Below are 21,681 nucleotides of genomic sequence, written 5' to 3' on the forward strand. Positions count from 1 at the left end.
GTCGTCAACGTAAGGCGGGGAGTGTAGCCGAATGCGTCCGATGGACCCGTACGGTGGGGTTGGGAGAGGAATCGGGAATGGGGAATCGGGAATCAGAGCAAGAAATCGGGGGTTCGCTCTTGCGATTCCCCATTCCCGACTCCCAATTCTCACGCCCACGGTGGGCTGTACTTGATCTTCAACGTACGCACCGCCGGATCGGCGCGCAGGCTGTCCATCAGGTGCTGATCGATGCGCACCGAGTTGCTGCCATTGAGGTCGAGCATGCCGGCGACGCCGCCGCCGGGGGCGCGCAGCAGCAGGTCCAGACGTAGCGGCGTCTTGCCGGGGCGGTGCTTGGCCAGCAGGGCGTCGATGCGCTTGAAGGCCTGTTTTTCACGCAGATCCAGGCGCAGCGACAGTCGTTGCGCATGCTCGGCGCAGATTTGCTCGTAGTCCCAGCATTGGCGGATACGCAGGCTGTAGCCGCCGTTGAATTCGTCCTCGCGCAGGCCGCCCTTGACGATCAGGATGCGGTCGCGGGTGAGCAGGTGGCCGAACTCGGCCATCGCATCGGAGAACGCGCTGCATTCCACCCGCCCGCGGCCGTCTTCCAGCTGCACGAAGACCTGGCTGTCGCCCTTGCGGCGCACGCCGATCACCTGGCCGGCCAGAATGGCGCTGACTTCCGGGCGCCAGGCGCGTTTTTCGCCATCGCCGCCACCCCCGCCGCCGCGTTGTTGCGAGGCAAGGATCTTTTCCAGCGACCCAAGATCGCAGCCGACCAGCTCGCGGACTTCGTCGCGGTGCGGGTCGAACGGGTGACCACTGAGATAAAAACCCAGCGTTTCGCGCTCGCCGGTGAGCAATTGGCCCAGCGGCCATTCCTTGCTTTCGGGCAGGTCCAGACGCAGCGCCGGCGCACTCGTATCTGCGCCGCCGAACAGCGAATTCTGGCCGGAAGCGCGTTCGCGCGCCATCTGCTCGGTCGCCTTCATCACTTCCGGCAATTGCAGCATCAGCGAGGCGCGGTTGCTGCCCAGGCCATCCATCGCGCCGGCATTGATCATCGCTTCCAGCGTGCGGCGGTTGAGCTTTGCGGTGCCTACGCGCGTGCAGAAATCCAGCAACGTGGTGTACGCGCCGCCGCGTTGGCGCTCTTCGACAATCGCCTCGCATGCGCCGTGGCCCACGCCCTTGATCGCGCCCAGACCATATTGAATGGTGTCCGGGGTGGCGGCCTCGAACATATAGGCCGATTCGTTGACGCGCGGCGGCTTGACGGTGAGGCCGAGGTTGCGCACTTCATCGAGAAAGCCGACCACCTTGTCGGTGTTGTCCATGTCCGAGGACAGCGTCGCGGCCATGAATTCGGCCGGATAATGGCGTTTCAGCCACGCGGTCTGGTAGCTGACCAGTGCGTAGGCGGCGGCGTGCGACTTGTTGAAGCCGTAGCCGGCGAACTTCTCCATCAGGTCGAAGATTTCGTCGGCCTTGGCCGCGCTCACGCCGCCCTTGGCCGCACCTTCGCGGAAGATTTCGCGGTGCTTGGCCATTTCGGCCGGCACCTTCTTGCCCATCGCACGACGCAGCAGGTCGGCGCCGCCCAGCGAATAATCGCCGACGATCTGCGCCATCTGCATCACCTGCTCCTGATACACCATGATGCCGTAGGTGTCTTTCAGGATCGCTTCGGTGCGCGGATCGGGGTAGATGATCTCCTGCTGGCCGTGCTTACGCGCGTTGAAGTCCGGGATCAGGTCCATCGGGCCGGGGCGGTACAGCGACACCAGCGCAATCAGGTCTTCGAAACGGTCCGGGCGCGCGTCCTTGAGCAGGCGGCGCATGCCCGAGGATTCGAACTGGAATACCGCACCGGTATTGCCCGAGGCGAACACGCCCTTGTAGGTGGGCACGTCGTCGAGCGGAATGGTGGTGATGTCGACCGGGTCGATGCCGGCGCGCGCGTGGCGCACGTTGATCGCCTTGACCGCCCAGTCGATGATGGTCAGCGTGCGCAGGCCGAGGAAGTCGAACTTCACCAGGCCCACCGCTTCGACGTCGTCCTTGTCGAACTGGGTGACCGGATTCTTGCCGCGGCCGTCTTCGTCGTGTTCGGCGAACAGCGGGCAGAACTCGCTCAGCGGTTCGGGCGCGATCACCACGCCGCCGGCGTGCTTGCCGGCGTTGCGGGTGAGATCTTCGAGCTGGCGCGCCAGGTCCATCAGGTCGCGTACGTCGTCTTCGACCTGATAGCGCTGGATCAGATCCGGCGAGGCCATCTCCGAATCCTTGCCTTCGCCCATCGCATCCTTGAGCGTGATGCCCAGGATGTTGGGGATCAGCTTGGCGACGCTGTCGACCAGACCATAAGTGAAGCCAAGCACGCGCCCGGCGTCGCGCACCACTGCCTTGGCGGCCATGGTGCCGTAGGTGATGATCTGGCTGACCCGCTCGCGGCCGTACTTGCGCGCCACGTAGTCGATGACTTCGTCGCGGCGATCCATGCAGAAGTCGATGTCGAAGTCGGGCATCGACACGCGCTCTGGATTCAAGAAGCGCTCGAACAGCAGGTTGTACGGCAGCGGGTCCAGATCGGTGATCTGCAGTGCCCAGGCCACCAGCGAGCCGGCACCGGAACCGCGGCCCGGGCCGATCGGGATGCCCTGGTTCTTGCCCCACTGGATGAAGTCGGCAACGATCAGAAAGTAGCCGGGGAAGCCCATCTTGATGATGGTGTCCAGCTCGAATTCGAGCCGGTCGACATAGTCCTGGCGGGTCTTGCCGGGCGCGATCGGGCTTTTTTCCAGGCGCGCGGCCAGACCGTCGCGCGACTGGCTGCGGATCCAGCTGTCCAGCGTCTCGTCTTCGGGCACCGGGTAGGCGGGCAGGAAGTAGGTGCCCAGGCGCATCTCGATGTTGCAGCGCTGCGCCAGCGCATGCGTGTTGTCGATCGCATCGGGCACGTCGGCGAACAGCGCGGCCATTTCATCGCCGGACTTCAGGTACTGCTGGTCGCTGTAGTCGCGCGGGCGCTTGGGGTCGTCCAGCACGCGGCCGGAGGAAATGCACACGCGCGCCTCGTGCGCATTGAAGTCGCTGGCATACAGAAAGCGCACATCGTTGCTGGCCACCACCGGCAGCCCGCGCACGCCGGCGGCATGCAGGGCAAACTGGTTGAAGCGCTCTTCGCCCTCGCGCCCGGTGCGGGTCAGCTCCAGGTGCAGGCCATCGCCGAACACGCGTTGCCAGTCGGCGAGCTGTTGCTCGGCCAGATCGGCGCGGCCCTCGGAAAACAGGCGGCCGGCCAGGCTGTCGCGGCCGGCCAGGGCGAACAGGTTGGCATGCCCGGCCTGCAGCCATTCCGGGTGGATCGCCACGCCGCCTTCGGGGCGGTGGCCTTCCATCCAGGCGCGCGTCAGCAGCCGCGACAGGCTCAGGTAGCCCTCGCGATCGCGGCACAGCAGGGTCATGCGCCAGGGCGTCATGTCCGGGGTGGCGATCATCACGTCGGCGCCGGCAATCGGCTTGATGCCGACGCCTTCGGCGGCCTTGTAGAACTTGACCAGCGCGAACAGGTTATTGAGGTCGGTGACCGCCAGGGATGGCATGTCGAGCTCGACCGCGCGGCTCAGCAGGTTGGCCTGCTTGGCCTTTTTCGGGTCAGCCTGATCCGGTTTCTCGGGCACGCGGATAGTGGAATCCGCCAACGAGAACTCGGTGTGGACGTGCAGATGGACGAAACGGGAAGTGGACATGCGAGACCGGAATAATGCGCGGTCAGGGTACCGGCGGGGGCGGGGACGAACAAGGCTTGACAGGTGGGTGCGGGACCCAGGATCGGCCAGCAGGGACCCGGGAAAGCGCTGAATCGCCAGCTGCCGGGGCCTTGGGGAGATGCTTGGCTGATGAGGAATTCAGGTTCTGTGCGGGTAGAACGATCCATGCCTGCAACCCCAGCGACGGATTGCACAATGCGCAGATGTTCCGGCCCACCAGTCCCGAAGAAAAGCCAAACCAGCGATGGCCAGCCGCCGGCCGCCTATGGTCGGACAACCAGCTCCACGACCTGCAGCTGTTGCGGGTCCCCGGTCCCCGGTCCCGGGTCCAGGCTTTCACGGCCTTCCAGCGCCAGCCGCACCGGCGCAAAGCTGCGGCGATGCTGCGGACACGGCCCATGGGTTCGCAGCGCAGTCAGATGCACCGGCGTGGCATAGCCCTTGTGCTGGTCGAAGCGGTATTCGGGATGCTGCGCGTGCAGTTCGTGCATCAGCCGATCGCGGGTGACTTTGGCCACGATCGAAGCGGCCATGATGGCGCGGTCCAGCGCGTCGCCGCCGATCAGCGCCTCGGCCGGGCAGGGCAGTCCTTTGGGCACACGGTTGCCGTCGATGCGCGCAAACCCGGCCACGTGCGCCACGCCTTCCACCGCCCGCCGCATGCCCAGCATGGTGGCCTGGTAGATGTTGATGCGGTCGATTTCTTCGCTGTCGATCAACACCACCGACCACGCCAGCGCCCGGTCGACGATGCGCGCATACAACTGCTCGCGGCGCTCGGCGCTGAGCTGCTTGGAATCGTCCAGCCCGTTGATGCGCGGTTTGCTCGGGTCGAACACCACCGCCGCCACCGCCACCGGCCCGGCGAGCGGCCCCCGGCCGGCTTCGTCGACGCCGGCGATCAAGAGCCGGGAATCGGGAATCGGGATTGGGGAATCGTGGAAGAGCGTGTTCTGCGTCGTCGGAGCGACCACGGCAGCAGGGGAGATGGAGCGCTTCATGGGCTTGCTCCTGTCGATTCCCCAATCCCCACTCTCGAATCCCCACCCTCAAGCAGCCCCGCCACCGCATCGGCTGCGCGTGCGGAGGCGTCGCGGCGGAGTTCGGCGTGCAGGGCCAGATAACGCGGTTGCAGGGCGGCGACCTTGTCGGGGTGCTTGAACCAATCCAGCAGCGCGACACACAGCCGTTCCGGAGTGCAGTCGTCCTGCATCAGCTCGGGGGCGAGGTCGGCGTTGGCCAGGATGTTGGGCAGCGCGTAGCGGTTGACCTTGAGCAAGCCCAGTGTCTTGACGATGCGATAGGTCAGCGGCGCGACCTTGTAGCCGACCACCATCGGCCGCTTGACCAGCATCGCCTCCAGCGTGGCGGTGCCCGAGGCCAGCAGCACCACATCGGCCGCCAGCATCGCGGTGCGCGCCTGGCCGTCGAGCAGGTGCGAGCGCATCACCGGCAACGAACTGCGCGACAGCTGTTCGGCCAGCAACTGCTTACAGCCCGGGTTGGCGGCGGGGACCAGCACATGCAGGTTGGGCAGGTGCTCGGAGACCAGCCAGGCGGCCTGGAAGAAGGTGTCGCCCAGCTTGCTGATCTCGCCATGCCGGCTGCCCGGCAGCACTGCCAGCACGGTGCTGGAGGCGGAAATTCCCAATGTGGCGCGGGCCGCTTCGCGGTCGGCCTTGTAGGCGATGTCGTCGGCCATCGGGTGGCCGACAAAGCGCGCATCCACGCCGTGCTTGGCGTAGATCGGCGGCTCCATCGGGAACAGGCACAGCACCAGGTCGGCGCTGGCGCCGATCTTCTCGGCACGTTTCTCGCGCCATGCCCACACCGATGGGCTGACGTAGTGCACGGTGCGAATGCCGCGCTGCTTGAGCCAGCGTTCGACCGGCAGATTGAAATCCGGCGCATCGATGCCGATGAACACGTCCGGTTTCCAAGCCAGCACGCGCTCGCGGAAGGCGCGGCGCAGCTTGAGCAGGCGCGGCAGATGGCGCAGCACTTCGGTCAGCCCCATCACCGCCAGCTCGCTGGCATCGAACCAGGTCTGGCAACCGGCACCGCGCATCGCATCGCCACCGATACCCACGAATTCCGCATCGGGATACCGCAGCCGCAACTGCGCAATCAGCCCGGCGCCCAGGATGTCGCCGGAGGCTTCGCCGGCGATCAGGGCAATGCGGGGCGCGCGCTTGCGCGCGCTGGGAATCGGGAGTGGGGAATGGGGAATCGGTCGTGCAGTCGGAACGCTGCCGACCGACGGGCCGTTGCGCTGGCCGTCCACGATTCCCGATTCCCGATTCCCGATTCCCGTCATCGCAGCAACGGCCTTTCTGCCGCTTCGATGAACTCGAGCATGCCGCGGACGTCTTCGCTGTCCTTGGCTTGTTCGGCCAGTTGCAGCTTGGCGTCGGCCAGCGGCAGGCCGGCGACGTACAGCGTGCGGTAGGCGCGCTTGATGGCGGTGATGCGCTCGGCATCGAAGCCGCGGCGCTTGAGGCCTTCGCTGTTGATGCCGCGCGGGCGGCCCAGCGACTCGCTGCCGACCATGGTGAACGGCGGCACGTCGCCATTGGTCAGCGCGCCCATGCCCAGGAAGGCGTGTGCGCCGATACGGCAGAACTGATGCGCACCGGCAAAGCCGCTGATGATCACGTAATCGCCCACGGTGACGTGGCCGGCCAGCGTGGTGTTGTTGGAGAACACGCAGTGGTTGCCGACATGGCAGTCGTGCGCCACATGCGTGTAGGCCAGCATCCAGTTGTCGTTGCCGACTACGGTGATGCCGCCGCCGCCGCCGGTGCCGCGATTGATGGTGACGAATTCGCGGATCACGTTGCCGTCGCCGATCGTAAGCTCGGTGCGCTCGCCGGCGTACTTCTTGTCCTGCGGTTCGCCGCCGATCGCCGCATGCCCGATGAAGCGGTTGTTGCGGCCGATCCGGGTCGGGCCGTGGATCGAGCAATGCGGCCCCACCTCGGTCCCGGCACCGATGTGGACATCGGCGCCGATCAGGCAGAACGCGCCAACGCGCACGTCGTCGGCCAGTTGCGCCGACGGGTCGATGACGGCGGTGGGATGAATCAAAGGTGTCGAATCACGCATCGTGTCTCACTCCGGGAGCGGGTCATTACCTGGCGCCGGCGCACATCACCTCGGCACTGGCCACAATTTCGCCGTTGACCTTGGCCTCGCCATAGAAGCATCCCACATTGCGGATCAGGCGCTTCATCTGCACCTCCATGATCAGCACATCGCCGGGGATCACCTGCTTGTTGAAGCGCGCATTGTCCACCTTGACCATGTAGAACAGCTGGGACAACGCATCGCGGCCCAGGCCGAGCTGGGTCATCACGCCACCCACCTGCGCCAGCGCTTCGATGATCAACACGCCCGGCATCACCGGACGGTTCGGGAAGTGGCCCTGGAAGAACGGCTCGTTGATGCTGACGTTCTTCTGCCCGACGATGCGCTTGGCTTCCAGGTCCAGTTCGATGACCCGGTCGACCAGCAGAAACGGGTAGCGGTGCGGGATCAGCGTCTGGATCTGATTGACGTCGATCGGCAGCTCGTAAACGGGGTAACTCATGCGTTCTCCTTGCCCACAGCCAGGATGCGCCTTGCCAGCGCATCGAGTTGTTTGAAACGCGCGGCATTCTTGCGCCACGTGCGATTGTCGGTGAGAGGGGTGCCAGACGAATATTCGCCCGGCTCATGGATGGAATTGCGCACCACCGACTTGCCGGTGATCACGACCTTGTCGCAGATCTCCAGGTGGCCGACCACGCCGACATGCCCGCCGAGCAGGCAATAGCGGCCGATCTTGGCGCTGCCGGCGATGCCGGTGCAGCCGGCGATCGCGCTGTGCGCGCCGATCCGGCAGTTGTGGGCGATCTGCACCAAGTTATCCACGCGCACGTCTTCTTCCAGCACGGTGTCTTCCAGCGCGCCGCGGTCGATGCAGGTGTTGGCGCCAATCTCGCAGTCGTCGCCGATCACCACGCCGCCCAGCTGCGGCACCTTGATCCAGTGGCCGGCATCCATCGCCAGGCCGAAGCCATCGGCGCCGATCACCGCGCCGGGATGAATCCGCACGCGCTTGCCCAGCCGCACCCGGGTGACCAGGGTGACGCGGGCGATCAGCTCGCTGCCATCGTCCACCACGCAGTCTTCGCCGATGATGCTGCCGGTGCCGATGATGCAGCCATCGCCCACGCGGCTGCGCGCACCGATGCTGACGAACGGGCCAACATGCGCGCCAGGCGACACCTGTGCGCTGGGGTCGATCACCGCCAAGGCATGAATGCCGGGCTCGCGCACCGGTGCCACATCGAACAACGCGGCGATCTTGGCGAATGCGGTGTACGGGTCCTTGGCAACCAGCACGGTGCTGTGCGCCGCCTCGGCGTCCTCGGCGCTCACCACCACTACGGCAGCCTGCGTGTCAGCCAACTGCGGCCGATAGCGCGGGTTGGACAGGAAGCTCAGCTGGCCCGCTCCGGCGTGCGCCAGCGTCGCCACCCCGGTGACCTCGGTCGCGCCGTCGCCCACGACGGTCAGACCAAATTGTTCGGCAATCGCACTGGCAGTCAGGGGCATCAGGTGAACCTCGCGTAAACAGTAAGTGGCTGTTTTTACGGAAAAAAAACATCGCCAAAAATTCGCTAAACAGTCAGGCGTATCTGTTGCCTGGCCGCAACCGAGCGGCTAACCCAGGAAGAAGCATATGAAAACTCTCCTCTCCATGTTCGCAGGCGTGGTCCTGTTGGGCGCAGTCAGCAGCGCCTCGGCCGATGATTTCGCGCAGGAGCGTGCCGACGCTCATAGCTTCTGGGACCAGCAGGTCCAGTGTGTGGATACATCCGATTGGAGCGGGACGGCGACCTGCCTGAGCACGCTGTTCCAGAGCTACTTCTGAGCCTGTAACACCTCAGACATGACAGACAAACAATGGCGGCCCGATCAGTCGGGCCGCCATTGTTTTGCGTGCGTCTTAGAACTGGCCGCCGAAGGTGAACTGCAGGCGCTCGATCTCGTCGTTGTCTTCCTTCTTCAGCGGGAACGCGTAGCTGATCGAGATGGGGCCGACCGGGGCGCGCCACAACAGCGCCACACCGGTGGAGGCGCGCAACTCGTTGGCCTTGAAGTTGTCCACGCCGTCGTACACGTTACCGAAGTCGAAGAACGCGGAGATGCGCGCCGACGGGCTGTCGAACAGCTTCGGGAAGTACATTTCCACCGAGCCGACGGTCTTGAACGACCCACCCAGCGGCTGGCCGCGGTTGAAGCCGTTGATCGGCTCCGAGCGCGGACCCAGGGTGTTGTCTTCGAAGCCGCGCACCGAGTTGGTACCGCCGGCGTAGAAGTTCTCGTAGAACGGCAGGCCGGTCGCAGTGATGGTGCGCGAAGTGCCATTGGGGCCGGCCACGACGCGTGTGCTGTCATTGCCATAGCTATCGCCGTAACCCAGCTCGAAGCGCGTGTTCAACACCAGCGCCGGGATGATCGGCCAATAGTTGGAGATCTGGTAGTTGAGCTTGTAGTACTCGACCGTGGAGCCGGGCAGGGTGGTTTCCAGACCGACGCGCTGGTACATGCCGCGGGTCGGCATGAAGAAGTCGTTGCGGGTGTCGCGCGCCCAGCCCAGCTCGCTGCGCCAGGCATGGAAGGTGCGCGTGCCGATCGCATCGATGTAATCGACGATCGCCTGCGGCGTGGTGCCCGGGAACGTGGTGATCTGGTTGCTGTCGATGCCGATCATTGCCGAGACGGTGTCGTTCTCGGTGATCGGCACGCCGAACACCACCTGCGCCGAGCCGTTCTTGCTGTTGAACTGCGCGGTGTTGAAGTCCGAGTAATCCAGCGAGCGCCACGACAGGTTGTAGCCCAGCGACACGCCATCGTCGGTAAAGAACGGGTTGGTATAGGAGAACGCGTAACGCTGCTGGAAGGTGCTGCGCGAGGCTTCCACCGCCACCCGGTTACCGCCGCCCAGGAAGTTGTTCTGCGACAACTGCACCGAGGTGGTCACACCGAAGCTCTGCGAATAACCCAGGCCGAACACGAAGCTGCCGGAAGTGGTTTCCTTGACGTCGTAGATCACGTCCACCTGGTCGTTGCTGCCAGGCACCGCCGGGGTTTCCACGTTCACCGACTCGAAGTAGCCCAGGCGCTGCAGACGGATCTTGGAACGGTCGATCGCAGCCTGCGAATACCAGGTGTTTTCGAACTGGCGCATTTCGCGGCGCAACACTTCGTCGGAGGTGCGGCTGTTGCCCTTGTACAGGATCCGGCGCACGGTCACGCGCGGGCCCGGCACCACCTGCAGGTTCACCGCAACGGTGCGGTCCTCGCGGTTCGGCGTCGGAAGCGGGTTGACCTTGGCGAACGCGTAACCGACGTTGCTCAGCGTGTTGGTGATCGCATCGGAGGTGTATTCCAGCAGCGCGCGCGAGAAGATATCGCCGGCCTTGGGAATCACCAGGCGCTCGATATCGGCCTGCGGCAGCACGGTGTCGCCGGTGACCTTGATGTCGGAAATCTTGTACTGCTCGCCCTCGGTGACGCCGGCGCTGACGAACATGTCGCGCTTGTCGGGGCTGATCGCCACCTGGGTGGAGTCGATGCTGAAGTCGACATAGCCACGGTCCAGGTACCAGGAGTTGAGCTTCTCCAGGTCGCCGGACATCTTTTCCTTGGAGTACTGGTCGTCGCGGCGATACCACGAGGCCCAGTTGTGCTCCTTGGATTCCCAGTTCTCCAGGATGTCTTCGTTGGCGAACTTTTCGGTACCGATCAGGTTGACGTGACGGATCTTGGCCGCCTTGCCTTCCTTGATCGCGATGGCCACATCGACGCGATTACGGTCCAGCGGGCTGACCGTCGGAGTGATCTCAACGTTGTACTTGCCGCGGTTGTTGTACTGACGGGTCAGTTCCTGGGTCACGCGGTCCAGGCTCAGGCGATCGAAGGTGCCGCCTTCAGTCAGGCCGATATCGCCCAGGCCCTTGAGCAGCTCTTCGGACTTGATGTCCTTGTTGCCGGTCACGGTGAGCTTGTTGATCGCCGGGCGTTCCTTGACCGTGATCACCAGGATGTTGCCCTGGCGGTCCAGCTGCACGTCTTCGAAGAAGCCGGTGCGGTACAGCGCCCGGATCGAGTCGGCCACCTTGGTGTCGTCCACGGTGTCGCCGCGGTTCACCGGCAGATAGGTGAACACGGTGCCGGAAGCGATGCGCTGCAGGCCGTCGACGCGGATGTCGCTGGCAACGAACGGCTCTGCGGCCAGGGCAACGGCTGGCAGGCTGAGGCCGGCGGCAAGAGCGAGGGCAAGCAGGCGGCGAGTGGGAAGACGCGTCATGTCACATCCGGTTGGAGTCGATTTCGGGTGTTGCTGGATGCCGACGTATGACGACGACAACAGGCGGAAAGAGTGGAGCAATTTCATCGTGGAACCAGGCCGAGGATGTCGTTGTAGAACGCCAGTCCCATCAGCCCGGCAAGAACCGCCAGGCCGACATATTGCCCGGCAATCATGGCCCGTTCGCTGATCGGGCTGCCCTTGACCAACTCAATAAGGTAATACAGCAGATGCCCACCGTCCAAGATCGGGATGGGCATCAGGTTGATGATCGCCAGGCTGAGCGACAGCAAGCCCAGAAAATACAGGAACCAGTCGAGCCCGCGTTCGGCCGAGGCGTTGGCGGCGCGGGCAATCGTGACCGGGCCGGAAATGTTCTTGACCGAGGCCTGGCCGGTCAGCATGCGCTTCATCATGCCCAGCGAATCGGCGGTCATCTTGCCGGTTTCGCGGATGGCTGCCGGCACCGCAGCGAAGATGCCGTACTGCTGGCGACTATCGTATTCCGGCGCCGGCGCGGCGGCGGGGCGGACCCCGATCATCCACTGGCCTTGCGGCGATTTGCGCGGTGCGATTTCCAGCGCAAGGCGGTCTTCGCCGCGCGCCACTTCGATCATGCCCGGCCCGCCGTGCGCGCCCAGCGCCTGCACCTGCGGAATGATGTCCTGGGCCGAGCGGATTGGCTGGCCATCGATGGCCACGATGCGATCGCCCGGCTTGAGCAGGCCGTCGGCCACCGAACCTGGCACCACTTCGGCAATCACCGGCGGCTGCAACATGAACTGCCAGCCGATGCCGGCCAGCGATGCCACCCGGCGCTCGTCGAAACCGACCGGCAACTGCGAAAGACGCAAGGTGTGCTCACTGTTGCCGCCACCCTCGACGGCGGTGCGCAGCTGGATATCGCGCCGATCCATGGCCGCAGTGGTGAGCTGCATGCTGGCATCGCTCCAGCTGCTCACACTGCGTCCGTCGATGCGCACGATGCGCTCGCCCGGTGTCAGCCCCGCTTCGGCGGCCAGACCATCGGCGCGGCCCACAGTGGCCGAATAATCCTGCTTGCCGACCACGAACATCGCCCACAGCATCGCCATGCACAGCAGCAGATTGGCGATGGGGCCGGCAGCAACAATCGCGATACGCTGCCACACCGTCTTGCGATTGAATGCCTGATCCAGTTCGGCCGGGTGTACGTCGCCTTCGCGCTCGTCGAGCATCTTGACGTAGCCACCCAGCGGGATCGCCGCCACCACGAATTCGGTGCCGTGGCGGTCGCGGCGCATCCACAGCGGCTTGCCAAAGCCCACTGAAAACCGCAGCACCTTGACGCCGCAGCGTCGCGCGACCCAGAAGTGTCCGAATTCGTGGAACGTCACCAATAGACCCAGGCTGACGATCATCCACCAGACCGAACCGATGAAATCACCCATGGATGCAACTCGGCTGCGTGGATCGATCAAGCATGATGGGCGTAGTTGGCGAGGGCGCGTTCAGTGATTTGCCGGGCTTGCGCATCGGCAAAAAGCAGGGTGTCGAGGGAGTCGGCATTGTGCCGTGAGAGCGTTGTCAGCGTGTGTTCGACCAACGCAGGGATCGCTAGGAAACCTATTTGGCCCTGAAGAAACGCTGAAACAGCCACTTCGTTGGCCGCGTTCAGGATCGCCGGCGCGGTTCCGCCGGCGCGCAAAGCCTCCCAGGCCAGGTGCAGGCAGGGGAATGCATCGGTGTCGGGCGCCTCGAAATCCAGTCGGCCCTGTTGCAGCAGATCCAGTCCCGCCACGCCCGATTCCACCCGCTCCGGCCACGCCAGACCGACCGCCAGCGTGGTGCGCATGTCCGGCAGACCAAGCTGGGCCAGGGTGGAGCCGTCGACGAATTCCACCAACGAATGCACCAGGCTTTGCGGGTGTACCAGCACGTCGATCTGCTCGCCGGGCAGGCCAAACAGATGATGCGCCTCGATGACTTCCAGGCCCTTGTTCATCAGGGTGGCCGAGTCCACCGAAATCTTCGGGCCCATCGACCACTTCGGGTGCGCAACCGCCTGCGCGGGCGTCACTGCCGCCAGCGCGGTGCGATCCCAGCCACGGAACGGGCCACCGGACGCGGTCAGGACCACCCGACGCACGCCGCGGCTGGCGTCGCACGAGCGCAGGCATTGGAAGATGGCGCTGTGTTCGCTGTCGATCGGAATGATTTCCGCGCCCGCCGCAGCAGCGGTGCGGGTCAGCAGCTCGCCGGCCAGCACCAGCGACTCTTTGTTGGCCAGCAGCAGGCGCTTGCCGGCGCGGGCGGCGGCCAGGGTGGACGGCAGGCCGGCGGCGCCCACGATGGCAGCCACCACGGTGTCGCAGGCATCGCTGCCGCCCAGCGCATCCAGCGCCGCGGTGCCGGCATGCGCCTGGGTGGTGAGGCCGGCGGCACGCAAACCGTCACGCAGGGCCGGGTACAGCGCCTCGTCGGCAATCACCGCATGCGCTGGCCGATGCGTGGCGCACAGCGCCAGCAAGGCGTCGACCTGGCGGCCCGCAGACAGCACGCTGGCGCGCAGCCGCTCGGGATGGCGGGCGATCACGTCCAGTGCCGACGTACCGATCGAGCCGGTCGCGCCGAAGATGGCGACCTGGCGGGGAGAAGAGCCAGCCATGCTTAGAATCCGAGAATTTCCTTGCCGAGTGCGAACACCGGCAGGGCGGCGAGCACGCCATCGATGCGATCCAGTACGCCGCCGTGGCCGGGAATCACCGTGCCCGAGTCCTTGGCGCCGGCGTGGCGCTTGAGCAGGCTCTCGAATAGATCGCCGAGCACCGACGCCAGCACCGCCACCGCCGCGACCAGGACCAACTGCGGCACATGCGCCAAGGTCAGTCCGGCCAGCCAGCCGAAGGCGCAGGCCACCGCGATGCCGGCAACCATGCCGCCGAGCAGGCCTTCGATGGTCTTGTTCGGACTGATGCGAGGCGCCAGCTTGTGCTTGCCGAACGCACGTCCGGCGAAATACGCACCCGAGTCGGCCGCCCAGACCATGGTCAGGGCGGTCAGCAGCCATAGGTTGCCCTTGTCCGGGTTGGCGTGCAGCAGCACCAGCGCGGCCCAGGCGGGAAGCACCGCCAGGGTGCCGGCCGCCAGCTTGAGCGCGCGCGCCTGGCCGTTGCCATGATCGGCGCCGAAGGTGAAAAAGCGCAGCCACAGCAGCGCCAGTCCCCACCAGGCCACACCCACCAGGGCGGCGATCTGGAACAGCACCATCGAGCCGGCCGACGCCCACACCATCAGCACCATCAGCAGCAGATTGAGCATCAGCAGCACAGTGCGCGGCAGGCTGTCGTCGATGCCGGAGAGCTTGAGCCACTCCCACAGGCCGGTCAGGAACAGAATCGCTGCCAGCGCCGCCAGCCATTGGGTGGGCAGCAGCACGATCGCGCAGATGGCGAGCGGCGCCATGATCAGCGCAGCAATCACGCGGGTCTTGGTCATGCGGAGGAGATCTCCGTCGCCTTGTCGGCGATCTGGGCACTGGTCAGGCCAAAGCGGCGTTCGCGCCCGGCATAGTCGTCCAGCGCCTGCTGCAGCACGCCGGCATCGAACTCCGGCCACAAGGTTTCGGTGAACCAGAGCTCGGTGTAGGCCAGCTGCCAGAGCAGGAAATTGCTGATGCGGGTATCGCCACCGGTACGGATGAACAGATCCGGCGCCGGCAGGTCGGACAGTGCGACGCGGCTGGACAGCAGGGCCTCGTCGATCTGATGCGGCTGCAGGCGGCCGGCCGCCACCTCTTCGGCCAGCGCACGTGCCGCCAGCGCGATGTCCTGGCGGCCGCCGTAACTGGCCGCGATGCTGAGCACCAGTCGCGCATTGCCCGCGGTGCTGCGTTCGGCAGCGGCCATGCGGTCGCGCAACGGCGCAGCGAAGCGATTGCGCTCGCCGATGAAACGCACCTGCACGCCACGCCGTTGCAGTTCTTCGACCTCGCGGTCGAGCGCATGCAGGAACAGCTTCATCAGCGAATCGACTTCCTCCTGCGGGCGGCCCCAGTTTTCGCTGGAGAACGCGAACAGGGTCAGCGCCGACACGCCCTTTTCCAGGCAGAAATCGATGGTGCGATTGACCGCCCGCGCACCGGCGCGATGGCCGATCATGCGCGGACGTCGCCGACGCTGCGCCCAACGCCCGTTGCCATCCATGATGATGGCAATGTGGCGCGGGACTGCGTCGGTAGAAGGGACTGGATGCATGGCAGGCGATGCCACGATCAGACCGTCATCAATTCCTGTTCCTTGCCCTTGACGACCTCATCCACATCCTTGATGGCCTTGTCGGTCAACTTCTGGATGTCGTCTTCGGCGGCACGGGCTTCGTCTTCGGTGACCTTCTTGTCTTTCAGCAGATCCTTGACCTGCTGATTGGCATCGCGACGGATGTTGCGGATGGCGACCTTGCTGTCTTCGCCTTCGCCATGCACGGACTTGCTGAGCTCCTTGCGGCGCTCCTCGGTCAGCGGCGGCAGGTTGAGACGGATCACGGTGCCCACCACGGTCGGAGTCAGGCCCAGATCCGAGGCGTACAGGGCTTTTTCCACGTCCTTGATCATGCCCTTGTCGAACAGGCTGATCACCAGCGAGCGGCCTTCGGACACGCTGATGCTGGCAACCTGATTGAGGGGGGTGTCGGTGCCGTAGGCCTTGACCTTGATGCCGTCCAGCAGCGCCGGCGAAGCGCGGCCGGTACGCACGGTGGTCAGTGAATGGCGCAGAGCATCGATGCTCTTGGTCATGCGCGCCTGCGCGTCTTGTTTGATCTGGTTGAGCATCGCCGGAATCCGTGTGGAGCTGAATCCGGGGATTATAGCCGGGACTGGGGTTTCACGACTCGCCAGCCTGCGTAAGCCGGCGCAGCCGGTTCACCTGCCTGGCGCGTTCACGCCAGGCGCTGCGGTGGATCGGGCACGAGCGGAGCGCCCGATCCATGCTGTGACGAATCACAAATCCCGATTCTCTAATCCGAAAAACTCAGCTACGGCCCTGCACCAAGGTGCCGATCTGCTCGCCGCGCAGGATGCGCAGCAGCACGCCGGGCTCGCTCATGCCGAAGATGCGCAGCGGCAGATCGCTGTCGCGTGCCAGCGCGAAGGCGGCGGTGTCCATCACTTCCAGGCCCTGCATGATGACTTCGTCGTAGGTCAGGCTGTCGTAGCGCACCGCGTCGGTGTGCTTCTTCGGGTCCTTGTCGTACACGCCATCGACCTTAGTTGCCTTGAGCAGCAGGTCGGCACCGATTTCGATCGCACGCAGCGCCGCGCCCGAATCGGTGGTGAAGAACGGGTTGCCGGTGCCGGCGGCGAAAATCGCGATACGGCCCTTTTCCAGGTGACGCATGGCGCGGCGACGGATGAAATCTTCGCAGACGTCGTTGATCTTGATCGCGCTCATCACGCGCACCTTGGCGCCGAGCTTTTCCAGCGCGTCCTGCATGGCCAGCGCGTTGATCACGGTGGCGAGCATGCCCATGTGGTCGCCGGTGACGCGGTCCATGCCGCTGGCGGCCAGGCCGGCGCCGCGGAAGATGTTGCCGCCGCCGATCACCAGTGCGACCTGTGCGCCGGCCTGCTGCGCTTCGATCACTTCATGGGCGAGGCGGTTGATCACCTTGGGATCGATGCCGTAATCCCCGTCTCCCATCAGCGCCTCCCCGGAAAGTTTGAGAAGAATGCGGCGATAGGAAAGTTCGGACATGGGGAGACCTCGGGGGTGGGGGACGACAAACGCCGGCAATTCTAGCGGAAGCGTGCCACCGGGCGTGGTAAAAATTCCTTTGTCGTCATCGAGGTGACGTGCCGCTCAGTGCGCCCGCGGGTTCGGTGGCGTCGGAACATCGGTCGCATCGTAGGCGGTGACGCGGTTGCGGCCGCGATGCTTGGAGCGGTACAGCGTGCTGTCTGCGGCCTGCAACAGGTGTTCGATACTTTCGAACTGGCGCTCGATGCCGCCATGCGTGGCCAGGCCCGCAGAGAAGGTGATGTGCAGTGGGCCGCCCTGCAGTTGCGCCATCGGCGTGCGCGCGGTTTCGGCAAGGATGCGCTCGATCACCATCAACGCCGCATCGGCAGGCGTGTTGGGCAGGATCACCAGAAATTCTTCGCCGCCATAGCGTGCCACCAGGTCGCTGGTGCGCACCATGCGTTGCAGCGTCTGCGCAAAGTTGCGCAACACCTCGTCGCCGACCAGATGGCCGTGCGCATCGTTGACGCGCTTGAAATCGTCCAGATCGATGAAGGCGATCGACAGCGGCCAGGCCTGCCGTGATGCCAGTTCGAACTCATGCGCCAGCGCGGTGCCGAGCTGATGCCGATTGAATACGCCGGTCAGCGCATCGCGGCTGGCCTGCTCGGCCAGATGGCGCATGCGGTTTTCCGATTCGTCGGCATGGCGGCGCGCTTCGGCCACATCCTGCAATTCGCGCAGGCTGCGCAGCAGGGCCAGCTCGCGCGCCTGCTCGAAGATCAGCTGGATGTGCTCGGGTTGCGGCACGCGGATGTCGAATAAGGCCTCGAGCTCGGGCAAGGATTCGGCGATGCGTTCGATCACTTTTTCGAAGCGTTCGGCATCCAGTTCCAGCACGTCCTGGGCCTGGCGCTGCGCATGCTCGGTGGCGGTAGCCGCGCTGGCGGAGAGCCAGATGTCGGCCAGACGTCCGGACAGCGCGACGCAGGCCATGAAGGGCTCCAGGCCTGACGGTTCTTCTTCGCTTTTCGCGATCGCGTTCTGCAGGTAGTGCGGTAATTGCCACTGGTGCGCAAGCCAGGCGCCGATTTCGGCGTGGGTGGCACCCAGGTGTTCGCGTTCGGCATCCAGCAGCGATGCGTTGTCGGGCGCCTGTTCCAGCAGCGGCGCATACAGCTCGGGCGCGCCTTGCAGTAGTGCCAGCTTGCCGATGTCCTGCAGCAGGCCGGCCAGCATCAATTCTTCGGGTTTGCGGATGCCATAGGCCTGACCCAGGATGCGACTGGCCAGCGCGCATAGCCCGGCACGACGCCAGATGCGCTCATGCAACGGGTGCGCGACGAAGGTACTGCGCACGCCGTGCACCATCGAAAACCCCAGCGCCAGGCTCAGGGTCGCGTTGAGGCCGAGCATGGTCAGCGCCTGGCCGAGGTTGTCGACACGGCGGCGGCTGGCGTAAAGCGGTGAGTTGGCTACGCGCAGCATGCGTGCGCTCAGGGCGATGTCCATGCCGATGACTTTCGCGGTGGTGGTCATGTCCACATCCGGGTCCTGCGCCAGCTCGATGATGCGCAGCGCGACGCCGGGCGGCGATGGCAGGTTACGGCAGTAGTGCAGGGCGGCCTGGAGATCTGGTTGCATGAGTCATCGCCAACAGTGAACGTAAGCATACAGCTGCGTTCGGTGAGTTTGAGCACGCCACGGCTCGCAGTCGCTGCGCTGGAACGCATGCGTGAGGGGTGCTGAGAGTCTGGTTGGCATCTAGGCTTAGCGGCACGGCCGACGACATCTATAGCGTCGAGGCCGGTTGCAGGCACCACGGATGTGTGTGCTTCAGTTTCGCGCGCTTCGATGTAGCGCGGATTGGCAGGCAAAAAAAAGCCGCGGCATGGCCGCGGCTTTTTTCACTCTGTGGCGAAGATCAGGCCAGACCGGCCTGCTTCATCACTTCGGCGGCGTAGTCTTCCACCACCTTCTCGATGCCCTCGCCAACGGCCAGGCGCTGGAAGCCGATCACGTCGGCACCAGCGGCCTTGACGGCTTGCTCGACGGTCTGATCGGTGTTCAGCACATATGGCTGGCCGTACAGCGTGACTTCGTTGACGATCTTGCTGATCTTGCCGCTGATGATCTTTTCCAGGATCTCGGCCGGCTTGGACTTGTCCTTTTCGGACATCTTGGCCAGTTCGATTTCCTTTTCCTTGGCGACAAACTCGGCCGGGACGTCGGATGCCTTGATGTGCGGCGGGTTCATTGCGGCGATGTGCATGGCAATGCCGCGTGCCAGCTCGATGTCGCCACCCTTCAGCTCGACCAGCACGCCGATACGGCCGCCGTGCACGTAGGCCGCGACGTTGTTGGCGCTGTCGATACGGGCCAGGCGACGCACCTGCAGGTTCTCGCCAACCTTGGCGATGACCGCAGCGCGACGCTCTTCGATGGTCTCGCCGCTGTCCAGCTTGACGCTCTTCAGCGCTTCGGCATCGGCGACGTCGGAGTTCAGTGCGGCGTTGGCCACGACCTCGGTGAAGGCCAGGAAGTTCTCATCCTTGGCGACGAAGTCGGTCTCGGAATTGACTTCGACCAGCACGGCCTTGCCGCCGGCCTGTGCAGTGGCGATGCGGCCTTCGGCAGCAACGCGGTCGGCCTTCTTGTCGGCCTTGGCCAGACCCGACTTGCGCAGCCACTCGGCAGCGGCATCGATGTCGCCAGCGTTTTCGACGAGTGCTTTCTTGCACTCCATCATGCCGGCGCCGGTGCGCTCGCGCAGTTCCTTGACCAGGGAAGCAGTGATTTCCATGGAATTACCTCGTATGGACGAATGCGTACGGCGGAAGTGTTCCGCCAGTGAGGAGACGGTGCAGCGTGCGGGCCGCCCCCGTAAAAATCTTTGGTGGCCTCAGCGACGGGTCGCGATGGACCCGTCGGGGCTGCGGCCGCCCAGCATGGAGCGGCCGCATTGCATGCCGATTACTCGGCAGCCGGTGCTGCAGGTGCTTCAGCTGCTGCCGGTGCCGCAGCAGCGGCCGGTGCGTCGGCCTTCTTCTCGGCGGACTTCTTGGCCGGGGCGCGACGGCCCTTGCCTTCGTCGCCGGCGTCAGCCGAGAACTCTTCTTCGCGCACCGACGCCGAGTTCGGCGCAGCAGCCTTGCCTTCCAGCACGGCATCGGCAGCGGCACGTGCGTACAGCTGCACGGCGCGGATGGCGTCGTCGTTACCTGGGATGGCGTAGTCGACCAGGGCCGGATCGTAGTTGGTGTCGACCACGGCGATCACCGGGATGCCGAGCTTCTTGGCTTCCTTGATGGCGATGTCTTCATGGCCGATGTCGATCACGAAGATCGCGTCGGGCAGACGGTTCATTTCCTTGATGCCGCCCAGCGACGCGTCCAGCTTTTCGCGCTCGCGACGCAGGCCCAGCACTTCGTGCTTGACCAGCTTTTCGAAGGTGCCGTCGGTTTCAGCGGCTTCCAGTTCCTTCAGGCGGGCAACCGACTGCTTGACGGTGCGGAAGTTGGTCAGCGTGCCGCCCAACCAGCGCTGGGTCATGAACGGCATGTTGCAACGCTCGGCTTCTTCCTTGATCGACTCGCGCGCGCTGCGCTTGGTGCCCAGGAACAGCACGGTGCCGCGCTTCTGCGCGATCGAGGAGAGGAAGTTCATCGCGTCGTTGAAGAGCGGGACGGTCTTCTCGAGGTTGATGATGTGGATCTTGCCGCGCGCGCCGAAGATGTACGGCGCCATCTTGGGGTTCCAGTAGCGGGTCTGGTGGCCGAAATGGACGCCGGCTTCCAGCATCTGACGCATGGTGACCTGAGGCATTGAAAAAACTCCTGGTAGCGGAATCGCCGTGCGCAGCTGTTGTTTGAAGTCAGCGCAGGGAGTGCGGGCGCTGCGAGAACACTCGCATCAAACGCACAAGATTCCGGGGTTGGGCTTCCCTGTTGCCTCCGCGACGAACCCTTGTGAGGGCACCCCGGCACGGATGGCGGCAGCAGGTGTGGATTCGTCGGTGACGTCCGACGTGGGCGGCGCGATGCGGCAAAGACGCAAAGCAGCCGGCGGAGTATAGCCGGCCGGGCCGGTTATATGCAATGTGCACTGCCGGCATCGCCGGATTGGCGGGCGAGGGGCCTCAGGGCTGCAGCGCGAGCGTGGTTTCGGTATCGCTGTTGACGCGGGCCACGAAGCGTCCCAGATCGGCGGACAGGGTTGCTGGCAGCGCCCATTGCCGGGTCTGGCCGGGCAGCACATAGCCGGCTAGATCGTTGCCGATGCTGTGTCGGGTACCGCCGGCATCGATAAAGGCCAGGTCGGCCAGGCGGGCGTGGTGCACGCCGGCATTGTGGATGCGCAAGCTGCGGCCGCTGCCCTGGCCGGACAGCGTCGCCTGCAGCTGCGGGTGCAACTCGCCCGGCTCGCTGGGCATCGCAAACACCGGAGTGGAATACCGCAACAGCTCGGTTTCATCGCCCACTGCATGTTGGGTCACTACCAACCGATAGCTGTCTTCGGTCCGGGCCGGGCTAGGGCCGAGGCGGATGACCCGTAACAGCTGGCGGCCTTGCGCCGGGATTTCGAACTGGCTGGGGCTGACGGTGGCGCCGACGGCCGGTTCCAGTACTTCGCGCCCACCGTCCTGGCTCCAGCGGTAAAGCTTGGCATCGGCGCGCCACGGTTGCGCCGCCTGGTTGTACAGCCAGACCGCCGCCTGGTCGCTATCGGCCGGGATGTGTGCGGTGGTTGGGGCGATGGCGATTTCGGCAGCGACAGCGCTGCCGCTAGCGGCCATGCATAGCAGGCCCAGGATCAGCCAGCTGCAGCGCGGGTGGGTGGCGGCCAT

General features: G+C 65.0%; 18 protein-coding genes. 1 reads left to right on the forward strand and 17 read right to left on the reverse strand.

Annotation, left to right across the window (positions count from 1 at the left end; genetic code table 11):
* Positions 1-149: 149 nt before the first annotated feature.
* The 6 genes from dnaE to lpxD form a co-directional block, all read right to left on the reverse strand.
* Positions 150-3,737, reverse strand: a complete 3,588-nt coding sequence (gene dnaE / locus ABQU90_RS03570) for a DNA polymerase III subunit alpha (protein ID WP_115512146.1) — start codon at positions 3,735-3,737, stop codon at positions 150-152.
* 284 nt (positions 3,738-4,021) lie between these two features.
* Positions 4,022-4,759: a ribonuclease HII gene (rnhB, locus tag ABQU90_RS03575; protein ID WP_323522006.1), complete on the reverse strand. Its 738-nt coding sequence runs from the start codon at positions 4,757-4,759 to the stop codon at positions 4,022-4,024.
* Positions 4,756-6,042, reverse strand: coding sequence for a lipid-A-disaccharide synthase (lpxB, locus tag ABQU90_RS03580; RefSeq protein WP_323522177.1), 1,287 nt, complete (start codon positions 6,040-6,042; stop codon positions 4,756-4,758). Before lpxB ends, rnhB begins: the two co-directional genes overlap by 4 nt.
* 29 nt (positions 6,043-6,071) lie before the next feature.
* Entirely contained in the window at positions 6,072-6,863 is a 792-nt protein-coding gene (gene lpxA / locus ABQU90_RS03585) for an acyl-ACP--UDP-N-acetylglucosamine O-acyltransferase (RefSeq protein ID WP_055845151.1), read from the reverse strand.
* Positions 6,864-6,888: 25 nt separating this feature from the next.
* A complete protein-coding gene (fabZ, locus tag ABQU90_RS03590) occupies positions 6,889-7,347 on the reverse strand; it encodes a 3-hydroxyacyl-ACP dehydratase FabZ (protein ID WP_115512143.1) in 459 nt (152 codons plus the stop codon).
* Entirely contained in the window at positions 7,344-8,357 is a 1,014-nt protein-coding gene (gene lpxD / locus ABQU90_RS03595; RefSeq protein WP_311240305.1) for a UDP-3-O-(3-hydroxymyristoyl)glucosamine N-acyltransferase, read from the reverse strand. The genes fabZ and lpxD overlap by 4 nt, the downstream gene beginning before the upstream one ends.
* 127 nt (positions 8,358-8,484) lie before the next feature.
* Between lpxD and ABQU90_RS03600 the strand changes: the two genes are divergently transcribed.
* A complete protein-coding gene (locus ABQU90_RS03600) occupies positions 8,485-8,676 on the forward strand; it encodes a hypothetical protein (RefSeq protein WP_115527438.1) in 192 nt (63 codons plus the stop codon).
* Between the two features lie 75 nt (positions 8,677-8,751).
* Here ABQU90_RS03600 and bamA read toward each other — a convergent pair whose 3' ends face one another.
* The 11 genes from bamA to ABQU90_RS03655 form a co-directional block, all read right to left on the reverse strand.
* Complete coding sequence (bamA, locus tag ABQU90_RS03605) at positions 8,752-11,118, reverse strand: outer membrane protein assembly factor BamA (RefSeq protein ID WP_055845140.1); 2,367 nt, start codon at positions 11,116-11,118, stop codon at positions 8,752-8,754.
* A gap of 83 nt (positions 11,119-11,201) precedes the next feature.
* The gene (rseP, locus tag ABQU90_RS03610; protein ID WP_115512139.1) at positions 11,202-12,548 is read right to left on the reverse strand and encodes an RIP metalloprotease RseP; all 1,347 of its coding nucleotides are present in this window, start codon (positions 12,546-12,548) and stop codon (positions 11,202-11,204) included.
* Positions 12,549-12,574: 26 nt separating this feature from the next.
* The gene (locus ABQU90_RS03615; protein ID WP_323522009.1) at positions 12,575-13,765 is read right to left on the reverse strand and encodes a 1-deoxy-D-xylulose-5-phosphate reductoisomerase; all 1,191 of its coding nucleotides are present in this window, start codon (positions 13,763-13,765) and stop codon (positions 12,575-12,577) included.
* Positions 13,766-13,767: 2 nt separating this feature from the next.
* Positions 13,768-14,595 carry a phosphatidate cytidylyltransferase gene (locus ABQU90_RS03620; protein ID WP_115512137.1) on the reverse strand — a complete coding sequence of 276 codons (828 nt, stop codon included), beginning with the start codon at positions 14,593-14,595 and terminating at the stop codon, positions 13,768-13,770.
* Complete coding sequence (gene uppS, locus ABQU90_RS03625; protein ID WP_055845128.1) at positions 14,592-15,353, reverse strand: polyprenyl diphosphate synthase; 762 nt, start codon at positions 15,351-15,353, stop codon at positions 14,592-14,594. The genes ABQU90_RS03620 and uppS overlap by 4 nt, the downstream gene beginning before the upstream one ends.
* A 17-nt stretch (positions 15,354-15,370) precedes the next feature.
* Complete coding sequence (gene frr, locus ABQU90_RS03630) at positions 15,371-15,928, reverse strand: ribosome recycling factor (protein ID WP_055845126.1); 558 nt, start codon at positions 15,926-15,928, stop codon at positions 15,371-15,373.
* Between the two features lie 199 nt (positions 15,929-16,127).
* The gene (gene pyrH, locus ABQU90_RS03635; protein ID WP_046963035.1) at positions 16,128-16,850 is read right to left on the reverse strand and encodes a UMP kinase; all 723 of its coding nucleotides are present in this window, start codon (positions 16,848-16,850) and stop codon (positions 16,128-16,130) included.
* A gap of 105 nt (positions 16,851-16,955) precedes the next feature.
* Positions 16,956-18,479, reverse strand: coding sequence for a sensor domain-containing diguanylate cyclase (locus tag ABQU90_RS03640; protein ID WP_115553379.1), 1,524 nt, complete (start codon positions 18,477-18,479; stop codon positions 16,956-16,958).
* 280 nt (positions 18,480-18,759) lie between these two features.
* The gene (gene tsf, locus ABQU90_RS03645) at positions 18,760-19,638 is read right to left on the reverse strand and encodes a translation elongation factor Ts (RefSeq protein ID WP_055845120.1); all 879 of its coding nucleotides are present in this window, start codon (positions 19,636-19,638) and stop codon (positions 18,760-18,762) included.
* 170 nt (positions 19,639-19,808) lie between these two features.
* Positions 19,809-20,660, reverse strand: coding sequence for a 30S ribosomal protein S2 (rpsB, locus tag ABQU90_RS03650; protein WP_115512133.1), 852 nt, complete (start codon positions 20,658-20,660; stop codon positions 19,809-19,811).
* A gap of 313 nt (positions 20,661-20,973) precedes the next feature.
* Entirely contained in the window at positions 20,974-21,681 is a 708-nt protein-coding gene (locus ABQU90_RS03655) for a fimbrial biogenesis chaperone (protein ID WP_323522012.1), read from the reverse strand.

Source organism: Xanthomonas sp. WHRI 10207, from assembly GCF_040202975.1.
Classification (GTDB): domain Bacteria; phylum Pseudomonadota; class Gammaproteobacteria; order Xanthomonadales; family Xanthomonadaceae; genus Xanthomonas.

Excerpts from the sequence above, each read along its gene's own strand:
- dnaE (WP_115512146.1), bottom strand. The coding sequence starts at position 3,737 with ATGTCCACTTCCCGTTTCGTCCATCTGCACGTCCACACCGAGTTCTCG.
- rnhB (WP_323522006.1), bottom strand. The coding sequence starts at position 4,759 with ATGAAGCGCTCCATCTCCCCTGCTGCCGTGGTCGCTCCGACGACGCAG.
- lpxA (WP_055845151.1), bottom strand. The coding sequence starts at position 6,863 with ATGCGTGATTCGACACCTTTGATTCATCCCACCGCCGTCATCGACCCG.
- fabZ (WP_115512143.1), bottom strand. The coding sequence starts at position 7,347 with ATGAGTTACCCCGTTTACGAGCTGCCGATCGACGTCAATCAGATCCAG.
- lpxD (WP_311240305.1), bottom strand. The coding sequence starts at position 8,357 with ATGCCCCTGACTGCCAGTGCGATTGCCGAACAATTTGGTCTGACCGTC.
- ABQU90_RS03600 (WP_115527438.1), top strand. The coding sequence starts at position 8,485 with ATGAAAACTCTCCTCTCCATGTTCGCAGGCGTGGTCCTGTTGGGCGCA.
- bamA (WP_055845140.1), bottom strand. The coding sequence starts at position 11,118 with ATGACGCGTCTTCCCACTCGCCGCCTGCTTGCCCTCGCTCTTGCCGCC.
- rseP (WP_115512139.1), bottom strand. The coding sequence starts at position 12,548 with ATGGGTGATTTCATCGGTTCGGTCTGGTGGATGATCGTCAGCCTGGGT.
- ABQU90_RS03615 (WP_323522009.1), bottom strand. The coding sequence starts at position 13,765 with ATGGCTGGCTCTTCTCCCCGCCAGGTCGCCATCTTCGGCGCGACCGGC.
- ABQU90_RS03620 (WP_115512137.1), bottom strand. The coding sequence starts at position 14,595 with ATGACCAAGACCCGCGTGATTGCTGCGCTGATCATGGCGCCGCTCGCC.
- uppS (WP_055845128.1), bottom strand. The coding sequence starts at position 15,353 with ATGCATCCAGTCCCTTCTACCGACGCAGTCCCGCGCCACATTGCCATC.
- frr (WP_055845126.1), bottom strand. The coding sequence starts at position 15,928 with ATGCTCAACCAGATCAAACAAGACGCGCAGGCGCGCATGACCAAGAGC.
- pyrH (WP_046963035.1), bottom strand. The coding sequence starts at position 16,850 with ATGTCCGAACTTTCCTATCGCCGCATTCTTCTCAAACTTTCCGGGGAG.
- ABQU90_RS03640 (WP_115553379.1), bottom strand. The coding sequence starts at position 18,479 with ATGCAACCAGATCTCCAGGCCGCCCTGCACTACTGCCGTAACCTGCCA.
- tsf (WP_055845120.1), bottom strand. The coding sequence starts at position 19,638 with ATGGAAATCACTGCTTCCCTGGTCAAGGAACTGCGCGAGCGCACCGGC.
- rpsB (WP_115512133.1), bottom strand. The coding sequence starts at position 20,660 with ATGCCTCAGGTCACCATGCGTCAGATGCTGGAAGCCGGCGTCCATTTC.
- ABQU90_RS03655 (WP_323522012.1), bottom strand. The coding sequence starts at position 21,681 with ATGGCCGCCACCCACCCGCGCTGCAGCTGGCTGATCCTGGGCCTGCTA.